The sequence below is a fragment of the Archangium violaceum genome, assembly GCF_016887565.1.
Classification (GTDB): domain Bacteria; phylum Myxococcota; class Myxococcia; order Myxococcales; family Myxococcaceae; genus Archangium; species Archangium violaceum_B.
This window is the reverse complement of the sequence record NZ_CP069396.1, coordinates 11,633,362-11,649,093: the sequence shown is the minus strand read 5'-3', so window position 1 is coordinate 11,649,093 and position 15,732 is coordinate 11,633,362. Positions and strand designations below refer to the sequence as shown.

Here is a 15,732-nt window from a genome sequence, read left to right as displayed (position 1 = left end):
CGGCTTGTGGTTGGAGTGAACAGACACGGGCAACCGGATTACATTGCTTGGGTGCACTGCCCCTCCTGTAAGACGAGCCTTCCCGACCAGAGCAAGTTCTGTATCGAGTGCGGCACGCCACTGTCGCGCGTCTGTGATTCGTGCGGCCAGAAGAACCCGCCCCGGGCGAAGTTCTGCGCAGAATGCGGCAAATCACTGAGCGCCAGAACATCCGAGGCTCCGGTCGTTCCGTCTGGTGCCTCGTTGGCCAAGCCAGAGGCCGAGCGCCGGCAGCTCACCGTGATGTTCTGTGATCTCGTGGGCTCGACGCGGCTGGCCGGGAAGTTGGACCCGGAGGACCTGCGCGAGCTGACGCGTGCCTACCAGGAGGCCGCCCTGGGGGTCATCCGGAAGTACGACGGCCATGTGGCCCAGCTTCTGGGTGACGGAATCCTGGCGTACTTCGGTTACCCCGTGGCGCACGAGAACGCCGCCCATCGGGCCTGTCACGCCGCGCTGGATGTGTTGCAAGCCATCGACGAGCTGAACGTGCGCCTGGCCGCCGAGCGGGCCGTCACCATCGCCGTCCGCATTGGCGCCCACACGGGAATCACCGTGGTCGGGCTCATGGGAGACAGCGTGCACCGCGAGCAACTCGCCATTGGCGAGGCGCCCAACGTGGCCGCGAGGCTGCAGAGCCTGGCCCAGCCTGGAACCGCGGTCATCAGTGGGGCGACGGCACGGCTCGTGCGCGGCGCCTTCTCCTGGGAAGACCTGGGCCTGCACCAACTCGCGGGTGTGCCCCAGCCGGTCGAGGTGTACCGGTTGCGGCGTGCCGTGAACACGAGGCGCCAGACGGCGGTGCCGGGGCAGGAGGAACCCTTCCCGTTCGTGGGCAGGACGGGCGACCTGTCGATGTTGCGTGAGTGCTGGAAGGAGAGCCGCGCGGGGCGTGGCCGGATGGTCGTCATCAGCGGCGAGCCAGGGATTGGCAAGTCGCGCCTCGTCCGTGCCTTCCGCGCCAGCGTGCTGGAAGAGGCGCAGCGGTGGTTCGAGTGCCACTGTTCGCCGTTCTATACGAACACGGCCATGCGCCCGCTCATCGAGATGATCTCCGAGCTGTGTGAGCTCGGCGAACAGGACTCGCCGGAGAAGAAGCGTGACAAGGTCGCGACCTTCGTGTCCCGCCTCTTCCCGGGAAACACGGACGCGCTGCCGCTCCTGGCCTCGCTCCTGTCCATTCCCGTCGCGGAAGAAGCACAGCTGGCGTCCGCGCTCACCCCCCAGGCGAAGAAGCAGAAGCTCCAGAAGTTCCTGCTCGACCTCTTCTCACGGCTCTCGGAGTCGAAGCCCCTCGTGCTCGTCATCGAGGATCTCCATTGGATGGATCCCACGTCCCTGGAGTTCATCGGGCTGCTGGCGAAGCATGTCTCCAAGACACACCTCCTGGTCATCCTGACCACCCGCTCGTCCTTCGAGGTCCCGTGGCTGGTGGATACCCGGGTGTCGTTGAGCGGCCTGGCCAGGGACGAGGTGGTGTGCATGATCGAGCGGGTGGCCGGAGGAAAGCAGTTGCCCGTCGAGCTCGTCGAGCTGCTCGTCCACAAGGCGGATGGAAATCCCCTGTACGTGGAGGAGCTGACCCGCATGCTCATCGAGTCCGGTCAGCTCATCGAGCAGGAGGGGGGCTACCACCTCTCCGTGCTCCTCCCGTCCCTGCAGGTTCCCGCCTCGCTCCATGATTCACTCATGGCGAGGTTGGACCGGTTGGACCGGGCGAAGATCGTGCTCCAGGTGGGCGCGACCATCGCGCGGCAGTTCGACTATGCGCTCCTCAAGGAGTTGCTCGTCATCGACGATGCGACGCTCCAGCAGGAGCTGGCGCGGCTGTCCGAGGCCGGACTCCTCTACCGGCGGGGTGACCCTCCTCATGCGGCGTACAACTTCAGGAGCGCGCTCATCCAGGATGCGGCGTACGGCTCGCTGCTCAAGCGCACCCGCCAGCAATACCATCGCCGCATCGCGGAGCTGCTCCCGAAGCACGTGCCGGACACGCCCCCCGAAATCCTGGCGCACCACCATCGGGAGGCGGGCCAGGTCGTGGAGGCGCTCCGCTGCTACTCCGCCGCGGGTCAGGCCTCCCTGGGCGCATGGGCCCTCGGAGAATCGACACGGCATCTGGAATGCGCCCTGTCCCTGGTCGACAAGCTGCCGGATCGCGCCACGCGTGCGCTCGAGGAGCTGAGCCTGCGAGTGGCGATCGGCGTCCCCCTCATGCTCACCCGCGGTTATGCGGCGCCAGAGGTGGAGACGACGTATCGGCGCGCCTACGAGCTGTGTCTGGAGGTGGGAGATGCCGCGGCCGACCGGTTGTTCCCCGTGCTCTGGGGACTGTGGATCTTCTATCACGTGAAGGCCGTGCTTCCGAAGGCGGAGGACATGGGCGAGCGTTTGCTCCAGCTGGCCGAGCGCTCGGGAGACTCGGGGATTGCACTCGGTGCGCACCAGGCACTCGGCTCCACCCGCTTCTGGCGGGGGCGCGTGAGCCAGGCCCGGGTGCACTTCGAGACCGCCCTGGCCCTCTACGACGAGAAGAAGCATGCGCGTCTGGCATTCCTCTTCGGTCAGGATGCTCGTGCGTACGGTCTGGCATTCCTGGTGTGGATCGCCTGGTTGGAGGGAGATCTCGAAGGTGCGCGGCGGTACCGCCAGGAAGCGCTGGCGCATTGTGCCCGGCTCGGGCAGCCGGGCAGCCAGGGTTTCGTCGAGCTGATCGTCGCCGTGTTCCACTGCCTCATGGGCGAGCACGAGCTGGCCATGGAGCACTCCCGCCGCCTCATCGCGCTCAGCCGGGAGCAGCGCATGCCCCACTGGGAGGCCTGTGGGCGCATCACCCTCGGCTGGTGCAACCGCACGGGCGAAGGGGCGTCCATCATTCGCGCGGGAATCGATTCGCTCAACGCCGTGGGCACGCGCACGGCCTCGTCGTTCTGGCACAGCGCGCTCGTGGAGGCCGAGCTGCGCGGTGGAAACCTGGAGAAGGCCCAGGTCGCGCTGGATGCGCTCATGGCGTTCATCCAGGAGAGCGACGAGCGGTGCTACGAGGCGGAGCTGGTGCGCCTCCAGGGCGAGCTGCTTCTCCGGAGGGGAGAGTCACGACGGGCGGCGGAGCGTTTCCGCGATGCTCTCGAGCTGGCGCTCTCGCGAAGTCAGCCAACACTCGCGCAGCGTGCCCGGTTGAGTCTGGAGCGGACTCCCGGCGAGGCTTGAGACCCACGTTCGAAGGAACCGACCATGGCCCACTTTCAAACCTCGCTCATCGTTCCCCGGCGAATCGAAGACACCTTCGCGTTCGTGAGTGATTTCCGTCATGCGCCGACGTGGGATCCGCGCACGTTCGAGGCGCAGAAGCTGACCGAGGGTCCCATCGGTCGGGGGACGCGGTTCATGCTGGTCGGAGGCATGTTCCCGAAGACAGCGCTCGACGGATTCGAGCTGCCGCCCATCCTCCTCGGGCAGATGCAACTGCCCTATGAGATCGACGTGTACGCGCCGCCCCGGGAGCTCGTCCTGTTCGGAGAGACGGGCTTCTTGCGGTACCGGGATCACATCCAGCTCTCGCCCGAAGGGGAGAATACCCGGCTGGTGTACACGGCCGAAATCGAGCTGAAGGGCATCCTGGACATCGGAGAGCCGCTGCTCCAAGCGATGTTCCAGAGGATCGGCACCGCGGCCACCCAGGGCATTCCGGATGCCGTGGCGCGCGGTACGCCTCGCGATGGCGGCTGACCCACCTGTCACGAGGGCCCGGACATCTGTCCGCCCCGGACACCTGTCCGGACACCTGTCCGTGAGGGACGGTGTGTCAGTTTTGATTGTGGGGAAACCTGCGTGGGGCTGATTTCGGGCCGGAGGCTCACGCCACCGAGGCATCCATGTCAGGCCGGGGCTTCACGTCCGCCCGCGGTGCGCCCAGCGCGAGCCCCGCCGCGCTCAGCCGCACCAGCACCACCCACACCAGATCCGCCAAGAGCAGGTGCAACAGCTGCATCCACTCCGGTGCCAGCAGCACCACGTTCACCAGCCCCGCCAGCAGTTGCAGTACATAGAGTACGCCAAGCTGCCACGCCGCCCGGCGTACCGCTGGCGACGGCCGCAGCCGCGTCACCATCCCCGCCGAGAACACCACCAGCGCCCCCACGCCCACCGCCAATACCGGGTGCAGCACCCGCAGCCGCAGCAACACGTGCGCCGTGGGCGACATGTCCTGGCGCAGCCCCTCCATCAGGCTCGTCGCCGGGAAGAGCGTGTCCCCCAACGCCGCGATGGCCCCGCTCACCCCCAGCACCAGCAGCCCCACCAGGCTCCCCAACAGCAGCCACCCCGTCAGCCCCTGCCGCTTCAGCGTCAGCCGCTCCCGGCCTTCCGCCCACCACGATGTGAGCGCCATCGCTCCCACCAGCAGGAACGTGTTGATGAGGTGCACCGCCATCCACACCGCCCGCCCGATGGACTCGTTGTCCGCCACCATCTTGAAGAGCACCAGCCCCGCCCCCACCGCCGCCTCCGTCAGCATGAAGAAGAGCGAGGCCGCCGCCGCCTTGCGCACCGGGTGCCCCTTCGCGTGCGCCCTCAGGCCCCACACGCACAGCACCACCGCCAGCACCAGCGCCAGCCCGCTCGTCACCCGGTGCGTGTACTCGATGAGCGTCTGCACGGTCGGCGCCAGCGGCACCACCTCGCCGTTGCACACCGGCCAGTGGTCTCCACACCCCGCGCCCGATTTCGTGGCTCGGACGAAGGCGCCCCACAGCACCACGGCCAGCGTGTAGGCGAGGGTGAACCAGCTGAAAACGCGGAAGGCACGGGAGGACACGGAAGTGCTCATCGGATGGCTCCTCCCTAACTCACTTTGCCCCCGACCGCCGCCTCCGTGTGCTCCGTTCCCCCTCCCGCACCTTCCGCCTGGTCGCTTTCCAGGGCCTCCTTCGCCCATATCCACCGGGGCATCCAATACCCACCCCCATTTCCACTGGATACCGCATTGGATATGCCCGCCTGCTCGCGGAAGGCCGCTGGATGATTTCCATTTGGCCTCCAGCGGCCTCCGGCTCTTGGCACGCCGGGTGCTAGGTGTCTCCTCGACAACGATTTTGAGTTCGGGCGCCTCGGTGCCCGAAGCGTCCGTGGGTCGGAGGCCCCCCCACTTCGGCCCCCGGGCGCATCTTTTCGCGGGTGTAGTCGTAGCCATGCACCGCGGGTCGGGTTCGCCCCCTGTCCTGGCCCGCGGTGTTCTTTTTCCTCCCCCCGTTGGGGCTCAGCGCATCTCGGCGCGGACGCCCTCGAGCAGGCCGGCCTCGGCCTCGCGGTAGGTGGAGCCCGAATTCAGTGCCGGCTCTCCCGGGGCCACGAGTGAGTGGATGGCTCCCTCGAAGGGGGCATTCGGGAAGTACGTGCGCATCCAGCCGCTGCCCGGCTCGCGCAGGTCGGCCTCCGGCACCCAGGCGCTCGTGCCCGTCCACGAGTCGTGGATGAGGATCTCCTGCCCGGACTCTCCCTGACGCATCGCCGTGGCGCTCAGCCAGTGGTCGGCGAGGGCGATGGCCACGGGCTTGCCCTCGGCGAGCTGCGTGGTGAGCGCGTCCACGGCCTGTTTGCGGTTGTCGGGGAAGATCACGGTGGCCTCGCCGCCGAAGCGCTCGCTCACCTGCCACTTCATCATGTCCGGGCCCCAGCCCCTCGTGGTGCCGCCCGGCCGCGAGCCCAGCGCGAAGCCGTCGTTGTCCGGATGCGAGCGGAGCACCGCGCCCTCGTACGCCGCGCGCTCCTCGGGGGGCAGGGCCGCGAGCTGGGCGGCGCGTTCCGGATCCAACGCGGCCTCCATGGACATGAGGGCGTTGGCGCCGCAGGTGTTGTTCCACGCCTGGGGCGCGTTGCCCGAGGGGTTGGTGGCCTCCGAGGTGTCGGTGGGCCGGGGGGCGGTGGTGGGCGCGGCCCCCCCGCTGGCGCTGGCTTCCGAGGTGCCCGGCCACATCCCCTCCGCGAAGGCCAGCTCGGGCGTGGTGGAGCCGATGTACGGGCCCGAGTCCTGGGTGAGCTGGCCGATGGACGAGAGGTGCACGCCCGAGGCTTCCTCGTAGCCGGAGGTGATGACCTCGGGAGTGCCATCCGCCGCCATGCGGCCCGTGGCGATGCAGATGTGGCCATCGTTCTCGTTCTTCTCGGTGGCCCCGAAGAAGACGATGTCGCCCGCTTGCAACGGGATGTCCGAGTCCGGTGGCCGTATCTTTCCGTTCCTCTCGAGGCCGTTGAAGGCGCCGATGGCGTTGTTGGTGCCACTGGCGTAGTTGATCTCCGGAGCGCGCGCGGCGGTCTGGTGGATGCCGTACGCGCGGATCACGAAGTTGAGGCACTCGTCGTCATAGCCGGCGTTGCCCATCTGCTCGTTGGCCCAGGCGAGGGCCGTGGCCGGGCCGCCATCTCTCACCACCGGGCCCTGGACCTGGCCAGCGGGCGTGCCCCCGTTGATGTCCACCAGCGCGGCGGTGTTGCTGGCCGCCTCGAAGGCGCTCTGGGCCGTGCTCGCGGCGTTGTTGACCGCGGACGTCACCTGTTCGCCCACCGTCTTCGCGACCTCGGTGGCGGTGCGTGCCACCTGGGTGAGCGTCTGGAGGAGAGGGGAACCACCGGGGCGGATGGAGTCGGTCATGCGGAGCCTCCTGGGGCGTGGGCACTCTCCTCCATTATGCCCCACCTGCCTGACGAGAGGGCTCAGCCCCGGATGCGCAGCCTGTCCGCCCCCAGCACCGCTGGCAGTGGCCCGAAGGCCAGCGAGCGCTCGATGACGTTGCGCAGCTCGCGCACGTTGCCCGGCCAGGAGTGCGCCACCAGCGCGGCCAGGGCGTCCGGCGCGAGCTGCGGCGGCTCCTGGCCCTCGGGGGTGAGGTGGTTCACGAAGTGGCGCGCCAGGGCCACCACGTCCTCGCGCCGCTCGCGCAGCGGGGGCACCCGCATGGGCACCACCTGCAGCCGGTAGTACAGGTCCTCGCGGAAGCGGCCCTCGCGCACCAGCTGTCCCAGGTCCCTGTGCGTGGCGGCGATGACACGCACGTCCACCTGCGCCGGCCGCGTCTCGCCCAACGGGAAGACCTCGCCGTTCTCCAGGAAGCGCAGCAGCTTGGGCTGCACCTCGAGCGGCAGCTCGCCAATCTCGTCCAGGAAGAGCGTGCCGCCGTGGGCCGCGCGGATGACGCCCGGATGGTCCGTGGCCGCGCCCGTGTAGGCGCCGCGCCGGTAGCCGAAGAGCTGGCCCTCGAAGAGCTCGCGCGGCACCGCGGCGCAGTTGAAGGCCACGTAGGGCCGCTCCGCCCGCGCCGACAGCCGGTGGAGGGCGCGCGCCACCACCTCCTTGCCGCTGCCGGACTCGCCGGTGACGATGACGGTGGCGCGCGAGCCGCTCAGCCCCGCCAGCTCCGCCTTCAGCTTGTGCATGGCGGGCGAGGCGGCGATGAAGCCGGGCACCTCGGGGGCGCCCTCGGGCTCGCGCACGGGGGGCTCCGCGTGGGCGAAGCCGCGCAGCACCGCCACCTCCAGCGCGAAGCCCGCGAGCCGCGCCAGCGAGGTGAGCAGTGCCCGTCCATCCGCGGGCAGCGGGCCCGCCACGCCCACGCGCAGCCGGCGGCCACACTCGTCGCCGAACTCCACCCACTCGCTGGCCGGCACGTCGTCCTCTCCCAGCAGCAGCGTGGCCCGGCCCTGCGAGTCCAGCTCCTCCAGGCGGGGTCCGACGCCGGGGAAGAGGCCCTCCAGCACCCTCACCAGCTCGCGCTGGATGAGGGGCGCGCCCATGCCGCGCACGGCGAGCCGCTCGAAGGGCACCACCAGGGCCTCGGCGCCCAGCCGGGGGGCTCCGTCGGACGCGGGGGCTTCCAGCTCCCGCGCGGGCAGGGGCTCCGGGCTGAAGTCCGGGGGCGGGGTGATGCCGAGGCGCCGCAGCTCCTCCTCGCTCTGGACGAGCCGGGCCTCGGCGTCGGGCTCGCCTCCCGCGCGCGCCACCTGGGCGAGCCTGCGGCGGGTGAGGGCCGCCTCGGGACGGTCTCCGGCGAGGGTGAAGGTGGCCAGCGAGGCCTCCAGCTTCTCGCGGGCCTCGCGCGAGCGGCCCTCGCGCGCGAGCAGGGCGCCCTCGTGGCGCAGGAGCCGCGCGGTGCTCCAGGCGGAGGGACACTGCTCCAGCAGAGCGCGGGCCCGGCGCAGCGCGGTGCGGGCTTCCGGGAGCTGGCCCGCGGCGGTGCGTGCGCCCACCTCGGTGATGAGGCAGTCGCGCCGCAGGATGGGCCAGCCGTTGCCCTCCAGGATGCGGGCCTGGGTGTTGGCGAAGCCCTCCGCGGCCCGCTGCGCGTGGCCCTCGACCCAGTCCACCAGCGCCTCCACCCAGCACCCGGTGGCGCGGGTGTGGGCCTGGAGGTGGGGCCCGGCGTAGCCCGAGAGCCGCGCCGCCAGCCGGCGCAGGTCCGCATAGCGCCCGGTGAGGTACAGGAAGCGGGCGCGCTGCACCGCCAGGTGCTGGGGCGTCCAGCCATGCTCCTCCAGCACCGCGTCGCCCTCGTTGAGCACCGCCTCGGCCTCGGCGAAGCGGGCCAGCCGCAGCAGGGCATCCGCCTCCGCGCGCGCGGCGAAGATGAAGGTGAAGCCCCGCGCCAGCCTCCCGTCCCAGGCCAGCTCCCGGGCGCGGCGCACCAGCGTGAGCGCCTCGTCGGGCTCGGCCGCCTCGTCCAGCCGGCGCTGCGCCAGGAAGGCCAGGCCGCGCGCCTCCATGAAGGCATAGCCCTCGCGCCCCGCTTGCTGCGCCAACTCGCGGAAGCGCCGGGTGGCCAGCGAGCCCTCGCCCTGGAAGGCGGCCTCGTGCGCGAGCACGTCCGCGGCCAGCACCCGCATCGTGGGGTCCGACACCCCGGCCAGTGCCTCCTGCACGCGTCCTTTCTGGCGGGAGATGAGCTCGGGCGCGCCCATGTAGAAGGCCGCGGACATCTCCGCGATGCGCAGGTGGCAGCGGGCCTCCGCGGCCGCGAAGACGTTGGGCCCCAGCAGCGCCTCGGCACGCGCCACGTGCACGTTCACCTTGCCCGGGTCGAAGAGCCGGCCGTCCGGTGAGGCGAAGAGGTTGGCGGCCATCGCGTGCACGTGCACCTCGACGGCCCCGGGCAGCCGGCCCGCGTCGGCCTCGGCCAGGTGGGGCAGCAGCAGCGTGAAGGCCCGCCGCACGTCCTCGAAGCCCCAGCGGTACACGTAGGCCAGCCCCACCGCGGCCAGGGCTCGCGCCCCCACGGAGCGCAGCCCGCCCGAGGCCAGCACCGCCAGCAAGGCATCCTCCGCCGCCCGCCATCCGGCCCGCCGCAGCAGCGCATGGCAGGGCGCCAGCAGGGCCCGTTCCTCGCGAGACACCTCCTGCCGCGCCAGGCCCGTGGCCAGACGGGCGGGAGGCGGCGGCAGGGTTGGCTGGCCCCCCTCGGCCAGCAGGCGCAGCGCCTCGGCCACCCGTCCCCTCGGCCGCCGGGCCTGCGGGGCGGCCTGCGGCAGCTCCCAGCGGTACACCGTCAGGGGCGTCACCCCGAGCCGCCGGGCGAAGGCCGCGCGGCTCAGTTCCCCGCGTAGCGCGCGAATCGCCTCAGGTCCGAATCCCTCTGCTTCAGTCCTCGACACCTGTGTCCCCTTGCGGCCCCCCAAGCGCCCTCTCTTCTTCGGTCATTTGGCGTGGAAGGGCAAACTCCGCGGGCCGCGAACAGGCGGGCGCGGCGCTTCCATCCCCCGGGGGAAGAGTCGGAGGTCTGCGGCTTCCCTGGCCGGAGGGTGGAATCGGTGTAATCGTGGTCGCAGAGGAGGCACGCGCCATGGCTCCGCAACCGCCCTTTCCACCTCAACCCCCCGGTTCCCCTCCGGAATCCCCGCTCCAGAAGCACCTGCGCCGCATGATGGAGGCCCTCGCCGAGGGCCAGAAACACCATGCCCGATGGATGGAGATGTGGGCTCGCTACGAGGCCCAGGAGCGGGAGAAGTGGGCGCGCCACCACGGGAAGGACTGGGAGGCGCGGGTGGAGCACCAGGTCCGCAAGTGGGAGAAGTGGGGCGAGCGGCAGGCGCGCAAGTGGGAGGAGTGGGGCGAGAACCTGAGCAACCGGGAGCGCCGCAAGTGGGAGCGGAACCTGCAGCGGCAGATGGCGCGCGAGCAGCGGCGCGCCCTGAAGCGGCAGCGGCGCAACGAGGAGGCCAACCCGCTGGTGGGGTGGGTGTTCGCCGTGGCGGCGCTCGTGCTCACGGGCATGGCGTTCCTCCGTCCGCAGGTGTGGTGGCTCATCTTCGTGGCGCTCGGCATGGGCATCTCCTCGGCGAGCATCCTGGGCCGCGCCCGGCAGCACCGGCTCCAGGAGGGCGCGCGGGAAGGCACGGGGGAGGGCACGTCCCCGCTCGAGTCCGCGCGCGAGGAGGTGTCCGGGAAGCCGGAGAAGCCCGTGGCACCCCATGAGGAGGCGGACCCGAGGAAGGCGCGGGTGGACGCGCTGTGCGACAAGCTGCTGGCGGAGCTGCGCTCGGGGCCGGGGGTGCTGCGGGAGGTGGTGCACCAGCCGGAGCAGACGGTGGAGGGGCTGCGCAAGAGCTGCCACGAGCTGGTGCGCCGCGAGCGGGAGCTGCGCTCGCTCTCCTCGCCCGAGGACGAGCGCCGGCTGGAGGACGAGCGCTCGCAGCTGTCGGCGCGGGTGGAGTCCGAGCGCGACGCGGTGGTGAAGGAGCGGCTGGAGGGGGCGCTGCGCCTGCTGGACGAGCAGCGGCGGCAGCGGGCGGAGCTGGCCACGGCGGCCTCGCGGCTGGAGGCCGAGCACATGCGCCTGTACTACACGCTGGAGAACCTCTACACGCAGGTGCTGCGGGTGCGCTCGGCGGACGCGGCGAGCGCGGACGTGGCGGGCGCGGGGCTGCGCCGGAGCGTGGAGCAGCTCGGCCTGGAGATGGACGCGGTGGCCGAGGCGGTGGAGGAGGTCCACCGCGACGCGCCGCGCGAGCGGGTGCCTACTCGTTAGCCTGGGCCCGCGTCCGGTCCGGGAGCGAGGACGCGTGCGCCATGCGCACCGTCTTGATGTTGAGGAACTCGAGCAGCCCGTGGCGCGCCAGCTCGCGCCCGTGGCCCGAGGCCTTCACCCCGCCGAAGGGCAGGCGGGTGTCGCTCGCCACCATGCCGTTGACGGCCACCGTGCCAGCCTCCAGCCCGTCGATGAAGAGGCGCTGCTCGGCCTCGTCGCGCGTCCACACCGAGGAGCCCAGCCCGTAGGGTGAGTCGTTGGCGATGCGCAGCGCGTCCTTCGCGTCCCTGGCGCGGAAGAGGACGGCGACGGGGCCGAACATCTCCTCACGGTAGGCCGGTGTGTCCGGAGGCGGGTTGGCCAGCACGGTGGGCGGGTACCAGAAGCCGGGGCCGGGTGGCTTGAGGCCCCCGAGCAGCAGCTTCGCCCCCGCGGCCATGCTGCGCTCCACCTGGTCGTGCAGCCCGTCGCGGATGCTCGCCGTGGCGAGCGGGCCCACCTCCGTCTTCGCGTCCAGGGGGTCTCCCACCACGGCGCGGCGCATCCGCTCGACGAAGCGGCGCTCGAACTCACCATAGATGGGCTCGGTGACGATGAAGCGCTTGGCGGCGATGCACGACTGGCCGTTGTTGATGAGGCGGGCCTTCACCGCCGTCTCCACCGCCGCCTCCAGGTCCGCGCTCGGCAGCACCACGAACGGGTCGCTCCCGCCCAGCTCCAGCACCACCTTCTTGAGCTGCTGGCCCGAGCGCTGGGCCACGTCGCGGCCGGCGCCCTCGCTGCCCGTAATCGTCACCGCGCGAATCCGCGGGTCCTCGATGAGCCGGCGCACCCCGGCCACGTCCACCAGCAGCGTCTGGAAGACGCCCGGGGGAAAGCCCGCGCGCACGAAGAGCTCCTCCAGGGCGAGCGCGCACTGGGGCACGTTGTGCGCGTGCTTGAGCAGCCCCACGTTGCCCGCCATGAGCGCCGGGGCGGCGAAGCGCACCACCTGCCAGAAGGGGAAGTTCCACGGCATGATGGCCAGCACCGGCCCGAGTGGCTGGTAGCGCACGAAGCTCCTGTCCGGCGGGGTGTCCACCGGCTCGTCGGCGAGGAAGCGCTCGGCGTGCTCCGCGTAGTAGTGGCAGGCGGTGGCGCACTTGCGGGCCTCGGCGCGCGCGGCCTCCAGCGGCTTGCCCATCTCCTCCGTCATCATCCGCCCGTAGCGCTCCGCCTCGTCCTCCAGCAGCTGCCCGGCCCGGCGCATCCACCCGGCGCGCTCGGCGAACGGGGTGTGGCGGTAGGTGCGGAACGTCTCCTCGGCCCGCCGCAGCCGCGCCTCCACCTCTTCCTGTGAGTGGGGCGCGAAGGTGCGCAGCGTCTTGCCGGTCGTGGGGTCGATGGTGGCGAAGGCCATGGTTTCCTCCCGGGGCGCGGAGTGTGGGTCCCCTTCCTGGAGGCAACAAGGCGCGGGGGTGTCCGCCGCTCATTCTCGGACGTGTCCTCCCGGGGCGCGGGTGTTATGGGGAGGTCTGTTCAGAGAGGACGCGGCTGTCGTACTTCGCGGCGATTGCATGTTTTCTGATTCATTCTTGAAGCATGGATTTCAACTTCGACGCGGAACGTCCGTTGCCTCTGAAAATCAGGCTTTCCTTTGTTCAGTAACAGCGTCATGTTTCAGTGCTGACGGCATGCCCTGGAGGGCATTCCAGTCTTTTCAGAGGCTTGGCGGGTTGGTGCGATTCCTGCTTCGTGCTCGCGCAAGTCGTACCAGGGGGGCGGCAGAAACGTTGCTTCACCCTGCTGGCAGCAAACCTTTTCGAGGAACCCATGCGATTCCAACTCCGCCACATCGTCCCGTTCGCCCTGCTCTGGATGGGTTGCGGTGCCGAGCCGTCCGTCTCCGAAGTCTCGCCCGCGCAGGCCGAGGAGCTGGCCCAGGAGCAGTCGATGCTCCAGTCCTTCGACTGCTCCGACTGCCTGAAGGGGACGGAGGACGCCCGGCTCGTGGGAGGCTTCTCACGTGAGCGGGTGGTGGATGACATCTACCACTACAGCATCGACGTGCGGGTGGGCCCCACCGTGTACGACACCATCACCCTGCACCGCGTGGTGCGCGAGCGCGGGGTGTTCTCGCCGAGGTACGGCTCCGAGTCCGTCTTCATGGTGCATGGCGACGCCTGGGACTTCCGGGGCGCCTTCATGGCCAGCACGCTGACGAACGCGGTGCCGGAGGACCACTCCATCGCCGTCTACCTGGCGCAGCGGGGCGTGGACGTGTGGGGCATCGACCTGCGGTGGACGCACGTGCCGCTGGAGACCACGGACTTCTCCTTCATGAAGAGCTGGGACCTGGGCACGCACGCCCGGGACGTGGGCACGGGCCTGACGGTGGCTCGGGCGGTGCGCGCGCTGACGGGCAACGGCGGCGGCAAGGTGAACCTGCTGGGCTGGAGCCGTGGGGCGATGGTGGCCTACGCCTACCTCAACGCGGAGACGCAGCTGCCCGCGGCGCGGCGCAACGTGAGCGGCTTCATCCCGGTGGACATGGTGGTGAAGTTCGGGCCGGACGGCGAGCAGCAGCGCCAGTGGGCGTGCACGCGCGCGGCCCTGGCCAAGGCGCAGCTCGAGGCGGGGCGTGTCGAGGGCGGTCTGCTGGGGCCCGGCGCGGGCGTGGCCATCATGGTCCTGGGCGAGGCGGCCATCTCCCGCCCGGATGAGCCCGCGAATCTGCCGCCGCTGCCGCCGCTGCCCAACAAGCAGCTGGCCATCACCCTGGGCGCGGCGACCTTCTCGTTCATCTCGGCCCCCAACTACGGGATCGAGCCGACGGTGCCCGCCTACCACTTCAACGCCGGCCAGTTCGGCTCGGATGGCAATCCCACGGCGCTGCGCTACGTGAAGGACCGGCAGTTCTTCGACTTCATGCGCGTGGCCCACCCGTACCAGAGCTTCAAGGAGATCGTCGAATCCGAGCAGCTGCTGTGCGGCCAGGAGAACCTGCCGTACGACGACCACCTGAAGAAGATCTCCGTTCCGGTGATGCACGTGAGCGCCGCGGGCGGCTTTGGCAGCTACGGCGAGTACCTGCCCAAGAAGCTGCTGGGCAGCAGGGACGTGACGGTGAAGCGGGTGCAGCGGCAGTCGGATGACCAGCGCTTCGCCGACTTCGGCCACGCGGACCTGTTCCTGGCCGAGGACGCGCCGGAGCGCGTCTGGGAGCCCATCTACCGGTGGATGAAGCGTCACTGAGCGCCGGGGCGCGCCTGTCGCCCTCCCGCCGGGCCTCGCGGATTCGCGGGGCCCGGTTTTTTTATGGCCCGGGTGCGCGCCGGGGGGAGGGCTTGTCACACGACTTAGATTGGAACCCTGCGCTCCGGGTCCATCCCGCCATCCCGGAGGGAGGGAGTCCCAACCATGGTCGACAACATCTGGTCCGAATTCGCGTGGAGCTACGATGCCATCTGCTCCCAGCTCAACTGCTACCGGAGGATGGTGGCCAAGATTCTGCGCGACACCAAGGGCCGCCGGTACGTCATCGACGCGGGGTGCGGCACGGGGCTGGTGAGCCAGCCGCTCGTCGAGCGTGGGCACACGGTGGTGGGCTTCGACAACAACGTGGCGATGCTCGGGCTGGCGCTGCGCAAGCACGCCCAGGCCCCCGAGGAGGCCCGCCGCCGCTGGAAGGTGCTGGAGGGGGATGTGCGCTCCTTCCCCCAGGGAGTGCCGGGCGAGGCGGACGCCGTGGTGCTCAACAACGTCCTCTTCTACGTGCGCGAGCCGGGGGCGGTGCTGTGCGAGAGCCTCGAGCGCCTCAAGCCGGGCGGCGTGCTCATCCTCACCGGGCCCCGGAAGCGGCCCGACCTCCAGAAGGTGATGATGCACTCCATCGAGGAGTGGAAGGCGGAGGGCCGCTGGGACGAGACGCTCAAGTCCGCCACCACCTACCACGCGGACGTGACGCGCCGGCTGGTGTCCGACCCCAACGAGATGGTGACCTTCTTCGAGACGGAGGCCCTGGTGGACACGCTGCGGGGCCTGGGCTTCTCGCGCGTGGTGGCGGCCGACAGCGACGACTACTACGGCGAGAACTACTACGTCTGCGTGGCCCGGTAGGCCGGGCCCCGCGCCCGCCGGGTGGGCCTAGGCGACCAGGCCCAGCAGGCGGGCGTCGGAGATGATGCGGTTGCCGTCCACCTTCAGTCGGTTGGTGAGGAAGGGCGCGATGTCATCGGCGCGCTTGTGCAGGCGCGCGTAGTTGTTGTCGTAGATGCGCGTCACGATGAGCTGCGCGGACGCGATGATGCGCTGCAGGTTGTGCTGCAGCTCGTTGCCCTCCATGACGAGGTGCAGCTCGCAGATGTACTTGCGGTGGTCCTCCAGCAGCTTGAAGAGGCCCTTGCGCTCCTCGCTGTTGGGCACCCGCGCCTTGGGCGCGGTGGTGATGACGGCGCACAGCTGCTGGCGGTTCTTCTCGTAGGCCTCGCGGAAGCGCGAGGCCACCACCATGAGCTCCTGGGGCGTGGGCGGTTGCTCCCAGCGGATGAAGAAGACCCGGTGGATGTGGGCCGTCTTGAAGTTCGGAGCGGGGATAGCAGCGGATTTGGAAGTCGTAGCGGAAGCGAACATGGGGACCATCACTCCCAGAGCTGGCCGGGGAGGGGGTCGGACATGCGCGTCCGAAGCCTCCTGTGTGCCC

The 15,732-nt window shown here is 70.4% G+C and carries 10 protein-coding genes and 1 pseudogene; 6 read left to right on the top strand and 5 right to left on the bottom strand.

The genetic code is table 11. From position 1 onward, the window contains the following. Window positions 1-6: 6 nt before the first annotated feature. From JRI60_RS55250 to JRI60_RS46410, 3 genes and pseudogenes are all read left to right on the top strand, one after another. A pseudogene (locus JRI60_RS55250) lies at window positions 7-129 on the top strand (zinc-ribbon domain-containing protein); the annotation flags it as partial. Window positions 130-243: 114 nt separating this feature from the next. Further along, window positions 244-3,249, top strand: a complete 3,006-nt coding sequence (locus JRI60_RS46415; RefSeq protein WP_239470124.1) for an ATP-binding protein — start codon at window positions 244-246, stop codon at window positions 3,247-3,249. A 24-nt stretch (window positions 3,250-3,273) separates the two neighbouring features. After that, the gene (locus tag JRI60_RS46410) at window positions 3,274-3,768 is read left to right on the top strand and encodes an SRPBCC family protein (RefSeq protein WP_204222499.1); all 495 of its coding nucleotides are present in this window, start codon (window positions 3,274-3,276) and stop codon (window positions 3,766-3,768) included. 127 nt (window positions 3,769-3,895) lie between these two features. Here the strand turns inward: JRI60_RS46410 and JRI60_RS46405 are convergent, their stop codons facing one another. The 3 genes from JRI60_RS46405 to JRI60_RS46395 form a co-directional block, all read right to left on the bottom strand. Further along, entirely contained in the window at window positions 3,896-4,867 is a 972-nt protein-coding gene (locus JRI60_RS46405) for a COX15/CtaA family protein (protein ID WP_204222498.1), read from the bottom strand. Between the two features lie 429 nt (window positions 4,868-5,296). Then, entirely contained in the window at window positions 5,297-6,688 is a 1,392-nt protein-coding gene (locus JRI60_RS46400; protein WP_204222497.1) for a hypothetical protein, read from the bottom strand. 62 nt (window positions 6,689-6,750) lie between these two features. Next, window positions 6,751-9,678: a sigma-54-dependent transcriptional regulator gene (locus JRI60_RS46395; RefSeq protein WP_204222496.1), complete on the bottom strand. Its 2,928-nt coding sequence runs from the start codon at window positions 9,676-9,678 to the stop codon at window positions 6,751-6,753. 188 nt (window positions 9,679-9,866) lie between these two features. On the opposite strand from JRI60_RS46395, the gene JRI60_RS46390 reads away from it, so the two are divergent. Next, window positions 9,867-11,051, top strand: coding sequence for a hypothetical protein (locus JRI60_RS46390; RefSeq protein WP_239470123.1), 1,185 nt, complete (start codon window positions 9,867-9,869; stop codon window positions 11,049-11,051). On the opposite strand, the gene JRI60_RS46385 is transcribed toward JRI60_RS46390, so the two are convergent. Then, window positions 11,041-12,450 carry an NAD-dependent succinate-semialdehyde dehydrogenase gene (locus JRI60_RS46385; protein WP_204222495.1) on the bottom strand — a complete coding sequence of 470 codons (1,410 nt, stop codon included), beginning with the start codon at window positions 12,448-12,450 and terminating at the stop codon, window positions 11,041-11,043. The genes JRI60_RS46390 and JRI60_RS46385 overlap by 11 nt on opposite strands. A gap of 413 nt (window positions 12,451-12,863) precedes the next feature. Here JRI60_RS46385 and JRI60_RS46380 point away from each other — a divergent pair, with 413 nt between their 5' ends. Both JRI60_RS46380 and JRI60_RS46375 read left to right on the top strand, forming a co-directional pair. Further along, window positions 12,864-14,285, top strand: coding sequence for a hypothetical protein (locus JRI60_RS46380; protein ID WP_204222494.1), 1,422 nt, complete (start codon window positions 12,864-12,866; stop codon window positions 14,283-14,285). A 165-nt stretch (window positions 14,286-14,450) separates the two neighbouring features. After that, window positions 14,451-15,149, top strand: a complete 699-nt coding sequence (locus JRI60_RS46375; protein WP_204222493.1) for a class I SAM-dependent methyltransferase — start codon at window positions 14,451-14,453, stop codon at window positions 15,147-15,149. A gap of 27 nt (window positions 15,150-15,176) precedes the next feature. On the opposite strand, the gene JRI60_RS46370 is transcribed toward JRI60_RS46375, so the two are convergent. Next, window positions 15,177-15,662, bottom strand: a complete 486-nt coding sequence (locus tag JRI60_RS46370; protein WP_239470122.1) for a DofA protein — start codon at window positions 15,660-15,662, stop codon at window positions 15,177-15,179. Window positions 15,663-15,732 lie beyond the last annotated feature (70 nt).